Source organism: Noviherbaspirillum sp. (genome assembly GCF_036846085.1).
In the GTDB taxonomy this organism is placed as follows: Bacteria; Pseudomonadota; Gammaproteobacteria; order Burkholderiales; family Burkholderiaceae_D; genus Noviherbaspirillum.
Map to the genome: position 1 here is coordinate 1 of NZ_DAIUCO010000311.1, position 5,594 is coordinate 5,594.

Here is a 5,594-nt window from a genome sequence, read left to right on the forward strand (position 1 = left end):
ATCAGCGCTTGCGGCAGGTCAAAATCGAAATCGGAAAGCGAATACATGGATTACCGGCGGAATCGGAGGGCAGCGGGAACTGCTATGGTTGCGGGGTTTGCAAAATTGCATGCCGTTTTGGTTTGCCATTTCCGGCTTACGACATACAACATCGGGCGCTTTTACAATAACCCGCTATTTTACGCCCTGCCGACCTTTTACCGATATGCCCGCACCGAAGCGAAAACCCGCATCGCCCGCCAATACCAGTCAAACCAAGCTGGCAAAGCTCGGCCTGCGCACCGACATGGACCTGGTATTGCACCTGCCGATGCGCTACGAGGACGAAACCATCGTCACGCCGATCGCCGAAGCCGGCTTCATGTCCGGCAGCGCGGTGCAGGTCGAGGGCGTGGTGACATCCTGCGACGTCCAATTCCGGCCCCGGCGCCAGCTGGTGGTCACCATCGCCGACGAGACCGGACCGCTGGTGATGCGTTTCCTGAATTTCTACGGCAGCCAGACCAAGCAGCTGGCGGAAGGCGTGCGGGTGCGCGCACGCGGCGAAGTCCGGCACGGCTTCCTCGGCGCCGAGATGGTGCATCCGACCTACAAGCCGGTCAAGGAAGGCGACCCGTTGCCTTCCGTACTGACGCCGGTCTATCCGGCCGGCGAAGGATTGTCGCAAGCCTTTCTGCGCAAGGCGATCGCCAGCGCCATGTCCCGCATCGACTGGCGGGATACCCTCAGCGAGCAAACGCGGGCGGCGCTCGGCCTGGAACCATTCGAAGCGTCGGTGCGCCTGCTGCATAATCCGCCCGCCGATGTCGACGAGCACGCCCTGATGGAACGTTCGCATCCCGCATGGACACGGATGAAGTTCGATGAACTGCTGGCGCAGCAGCTGTCGATGAAACGGGCCCAGGCAACACGGCGCAACAGGGGCGCAACGGCATTGCCGCGCATCGGCGAACTGTCCACGGCGTTCATGCAGGCGTTGCCGTTCAGGCTTACCGCCGCGCAGCAACGGGTGCTGGAAGAGATCCGGCGCGACCTGAAGGAATCGTTCCCGATGCAGCGCCTGCTGCAGGGCGATGTCGGCAGCGGCAAGACGGTAGTGGCGGCGCTGGCCGCCGCACAGGCGATCGACAGCGGCTACCAGGCGGCCCTGATGGCGCCCACCGAAATTCTTGCAGAACAGCATTTTCGGAAGATCGCGACCTGGATGGAGCCGCTGGGCGTGCGTGTCGCCTGGCTGACCGGCAGCCTGAAGAAAAAGGAAAAGGCCGAGGCGCAGGCACGCATCGAATCGGGCGATGCGCATCTCGTGATCGGCACCCATGCGCTGATCCAGGAAGGGGTCGAATTCGCGAAGCTCGGCCTGGTGATCGTGGACGAACAGCATCGGTTCGGCGTCGGCCAGCGCCTGGCCTTGCGCAACAAGGGCGTGGATGGCGCCGACACGGTGCCGCATCAGTTGATGATGTCCGCCACGCCGATCCCGCGCACGCTCGCGATGACGTATTACGCCGACCTGGAAGTATCCGTCATCGATGAATTGCCGCCGGGCCGCACCCCCATCGTCACCCGCATCGTCGACCAGAACCGGCGCGATGAAGTCATCGAGCGGGTGCACGCGGCGGCGTTGGAAGGACGGCAGGTCTATTGGGTCTGTCCACTGATCGAGGAATCGGAAGCGCTGCAGTTGCAGACCGCCACCGACACCCATGCGGTGCTGTCCGCCGCCCTGCCCGACCTGAACGTGGGCCTGGTGCATGGCCGCATGAAGCCGGCGGAAAAGCAGGCGGTGATGGATGCATTCATCGGCGGCGAGGTTCACCTGCTGGTCGCCACGACCGTCATCGAAGTCGGCGTCGATGTGCCGAATGCGTCGCTGATGGTGATCGAACATGCCGAACGCTTTGGCCTTTCCCAGCTGCATCAGCTTCGCGGACGGGTGGGACGCGGATCGGCGGCCAGCGTGTGCCTGCTGCTCTATCAAAGCCCCCTGGGACCGGTGGCAAAGCAGCGCCTGATGACAATGCGCGAAACCACCGACGGCTTCGAGATCGCACGCCGGGACCTGGAAATCCGCGGGCCTGGCGAATTCCTTGGCGCACGGCAATCCGGGCAGGCGATGCTGCGCTTTGCCGACCTGCAGACCGATCAGTGGCTGGTCGACAAGGCACGCGACCTGGCCCAGGCCTTGTTGCAGAGCGATCCAGCCACCGTGCAGGCCCATCTGGAACGCTGGCTTGGCGGGCGGGAAGAATTCCTGCGGGTATGAGCACCTGCGAAAATCACGGCACTGTCCCTCCCGAAGGACGAACAAACCGAGTTTTATATTTATACTGTGACTATCAACCGCCCCGGCTTGATTGCTGTTTCGTCAAGACGCCCAACGCCTACCTACGAGATCGTTCATGACTCTGACTGAATTGAAATACATCGTCGCTGTCGCCCGTCAGAAGCATTTTGGTCATGCGGCGGAAGCCTGTTTCGTTGCCCAGCCAACGCTGTCGGTGGCAATCAAGAAGCTGGAAGACGAGCTTGGCGTAGTCATCTTCGAACGTGGCGGAACGGAAATTTCGATGACGCCGCTGGGCGCGCAGATCGTCGCACAGGCGGAGCGCGTACTGGAACAGACCGCCGCCATCAAGGAAATCGCCAAGCAGAACAAGGACCCGCTCGCGGGTCCGCTGCGCCTCGGCGTCATTTATACGGTCGCGCCCTACCTGTTGCCGCCCCTGGTGAAGACCATGATCGAACGGGTGCCGCAGATGCCGCTGGTGCTGCAGGAAAACTTCACCGTCCGCCTGATCGAAATGCTGCGCCAGGGCGAACTGGACGCCGCGATCATGGCATTGCCGTTCGCCGACCAGGGACTGATGGTGCAGCCGCTGTATGACGAACCCTTCGTGGTTGCCGTTCCGAAGCATCACGCATGGGCGGAACGGGAGACCATCCGCGCGGAAGAATTGAAATCGGAAACCATGCTGCTGCTGGGAAATGGGCACTGCTTCCGCGACCAGGTACTGGAAGTCTGCCCCGAAATGTCGCGCTTCTCCACCACGGGCGACGGTATTGCCCGCACCTTCGAAGGTTCGTCGCTGGAGACGATTCGCCACATGGTGGCGTCCGGCATCGGCATTACCATCTTGCCGCTGGCGTCGGTACCCGACATGCGGTCGAAGGACGGCATGCTGCGCTACATTCCCTTCGTCCAGCCCGGTCCGTCACGCCGGGTGGTAATCGCGTGGCGCAAAAGCTTCACCCGCCGCGCGGCGATCGAGGCGGTGCGGGACGCGGTGCTGTCGTGCGACTTGCACGGAGCGGAGATGTTGCGGGAAGCGGAAACGGCGGAGGGATAACCCAGCATCTGGTACCAGAACCAAAGTTACCGCTGAACTGCTCCTCTCCCCCTGCTACGGGGAAGTATAGGATGGGACTGCCCGCGTAGGGGTGTGATTGTTGGGCTTCGGCATTCGATTGCTCAACCTCACTACCCCCATCCCAACCTTCCCCCTGTTAGGGGGAAGGAGTCGTCCAGCAGTAATTTGTGACACAGTCGCGTTAATCAATCCGCCTCGATGTCTGCATATCAAACCAATGCAACGCCGTCGCATCAAATCCGGCGGTCAGCTGCTGCCCCGCTTCCGCAGCCGTGCCCGCCGCCGCGCGGATCACCACCGGCTGTCCGCCGGCCAATCCATGAATCAGCACATCTGCTCCCAATGCCTCGACCATCTCGACCTGCAGCGGCATGCCCGGCCGGTTCAGGACCAGATGCTCCGGCCGCACGCCGAGCAGGCATTCCCGTCCAGCCAATGCGGAACAGGATGAAGGCAACGCAATCGCCGCACCATGCCCGAGATCGAACTGCGTGCCGTCACGGCTGATCGTGCCGTGCAGAAGGTTCATCGGCGGCGAGCCGATGAAGCTGGCAACAAACGCGGTGGCTGGCTTGCCATAGACTTCGGCCGGCGTGCCGATCTGCTCCGCCCTGCCGGCGTTCATCACAATCATCCTCTGCCCCAGCGTCATCGCCTCGACCTGGTCATGGGTCACATACAGGCTCGTGGTGCCGAGTGCGCGGTGCAGTTTCTGGATTTCCAGGCGCATCTGCACCCGCAACTTTGCATCCAGGTTGGACAAGGGTTCGTCGAACAGGAATACCGCCGGTTCGCGCACGATGGCGCGCCCCATTGCCACCCTCTGGCGCTGCCCGCCGGACAGCTGGCCCGGTGTACGCTGCAGCAAGGCGCCAAGTTCAAGAATGCCGGCGGCCTTTTGCACCCGGGCGTCGATATCGCTCTTTGAAAAACCGCGGATCTTCAGGCCGTACGCCATGTTTTCATAAACGCTCATGTGCGGATAAAGCGCATAGTTCTGGAACACCATCGCGATGTCGCGATCCTTGGGTTCGAGTTCGTTGACGACACGCTCGCCGATCACGATGTCGCCGCCGGTGATTTCCTCCAGTCCGGCCACCATCCGCAGCAGGGTCGATTTGCCGCACCCGGATGGTCCGACCATGACGATGAATTCGCCGTCGGCGATGTCGATGGAAATGCCGTGGATGACCTGCAGGGCCTTCGCGCCCTTGCCGTACGTCTTCGTAATGTTTTTTAAGTGAACTTGTGCCATGTCATTTTTCTGAATCGACCAACCCTTTTACAAACCATCTCTGCATGATCACCACGACCAGTCCCGGCGGCAGCATGGCGAGGATCAGCGTTGCCATCACCAGGTTCCAGTCCACCGCCGCATCACCACCGGAAATCATCGTCCGGATGCCGATGCCGACCGGGTACATATTCTGCTCGGTGGCGATCAGCAGGGGCCAAAGGTACTGGTTCCAGCCGTAGATGAACATGATGACGAACAGCGCAATCACATTGGTGCGGGAAAGCGGCCACAGCACATCCTTGAAAAACCGCATCGGCCCGGCGCCGTCGATGCGCGCCGCTTCCGCGAGCTCTTCAGGCACGGTGAGGAAGAACTGACGGAACAGGAAGGTTGCGGTTGCCGATGCGATCAATGGAATCGTGAGCCCCGCATAACTGTTCAGCATGCCGAGATCCGATACCACCTGGTAGGTAGGCGTAATGCGAACCTCCACCGGCAGCATCAGCGTCAGGAAAATCATCCAGAAAAACAGCGACCGCCCCGGGAAGCGGAAATACACGATCGCGAATGCCGACAGCATCGAAATCGTGATCTTGCCGATGGCGATCGCCAGCGCCGATACCAGGCTCACCCACATCATGTGCGCCACCGGCGGCACCGAGACATTGCCCGATGCGCCCTTGATGATGACGGCGGAATAGTTGGCGATGAACTGGTCACCGGGAATCAGCGACAGCGGGGCCGCCGCTGCCTGCTCGGCGGTTTGCGTGCTGGCGACGAAGGCGACGTACATCGGGAAGGCGACGATCACCACGCCGATGATCAGCACGAGGTGACTTATCAGGTCGAGGATGGGGCGGCGTTCAATCATATTTATACGGAGTCATTTTTCTCCTTCCCCCTTTCAGGGGGAAGGCCGGGATGGGGCGGCCCGCGCAGGGGTAGTGAGGTTGAGCAATCGCATGCAGTTGCACAGCCTCCACACC

Annotated in this window: 4 protein-coding genes; 2 read left to right on the forward strand and 2 right to left on the reverse strand. The window is 61.6% G+C overall.

The features are described from left to right. The first annotated feature begins 205 nt into the window (after positions 1-205). A complete protein-coding gene (gene recG / locus V7080_RS23375) occupies positions 206-2,266 on the forward strand; it encodes an ATP-dependent DNA helicase RecG (RefSeq protein WP_334190779.1) in 2,061 nt (686 codons plus the stop codon). Positions 2,267-2,402: 136 nt separating this feature from the next. Beyond that, entirely contained in the window at positions 2,403-3,350 is a 948-nt protein-coding gene (locus tag V7080_RS23380) for a LysR substrate-binding domain-containing protein (protein WP_334190780.1), read from the forward strand. 202 nt (positions 3,351-3,552) lie between these two features. On the opposite strand, the gene V7080_RS23385 is transcribed toward V7080_RS23380, so the two are convergent. Together V7080_RS23385 and ugpE are read right to left on the reverse strand one after the other, a co-directional pair. After that, entirely contained in the window at positions 3,553-4,626 is a 1,074-nt protein-coding gene (locus tag V7080_RS23385) for a sn-glycerol-3-phosphate import ATP-binding protein UgpC (RefSeq protein ID WP_334190781.1), read from the reverse strand. 1 nt (position 4,627) lies between these two features. Continuing rightward, positions 4,628-5,479, reverse strand: a complete 852-nt coding sequence (gene ugpE, locus V7080_RS23390) for a sn-glycerol-3-phosphate ABC transporter permease UgpE (protein ID WP_334190782.1) — start codon at positions 5,477-5,479, stop codon at positions 4,628-4,630. Positions 5,480-5,594 lie beyond the last annotated feature (115 nt).

Coding starts and splice junctions, on each gene's coding strand:
- recG (WP_334190779.1), top strand. CDS start 206: ATGCCCGCACCGAAGCGAAAACCCGCATCGCCCGCCAATACCAGTCAA.
- ugpE (WP_334190782.1), bottom strand. CDS start 5,479: ATGATTGAACGCCGCCCCATCCTCGACCTGATAAGTCACCTCGTGCTG.
- V7080_RS23380 (WP_334190780.1), top strand. CDS start 2,403: ATGACTCTGACTGAATTGAAATACATCGTCGCTGTCGCCCGTCAGAAG.
- V7080_RS23385 (WP_334190781.1), bottom strand. CDS start 4,626: ATGGCACAAGTTCACTTAAAAAACATTACGAAGACGTACGGCAAGGGC.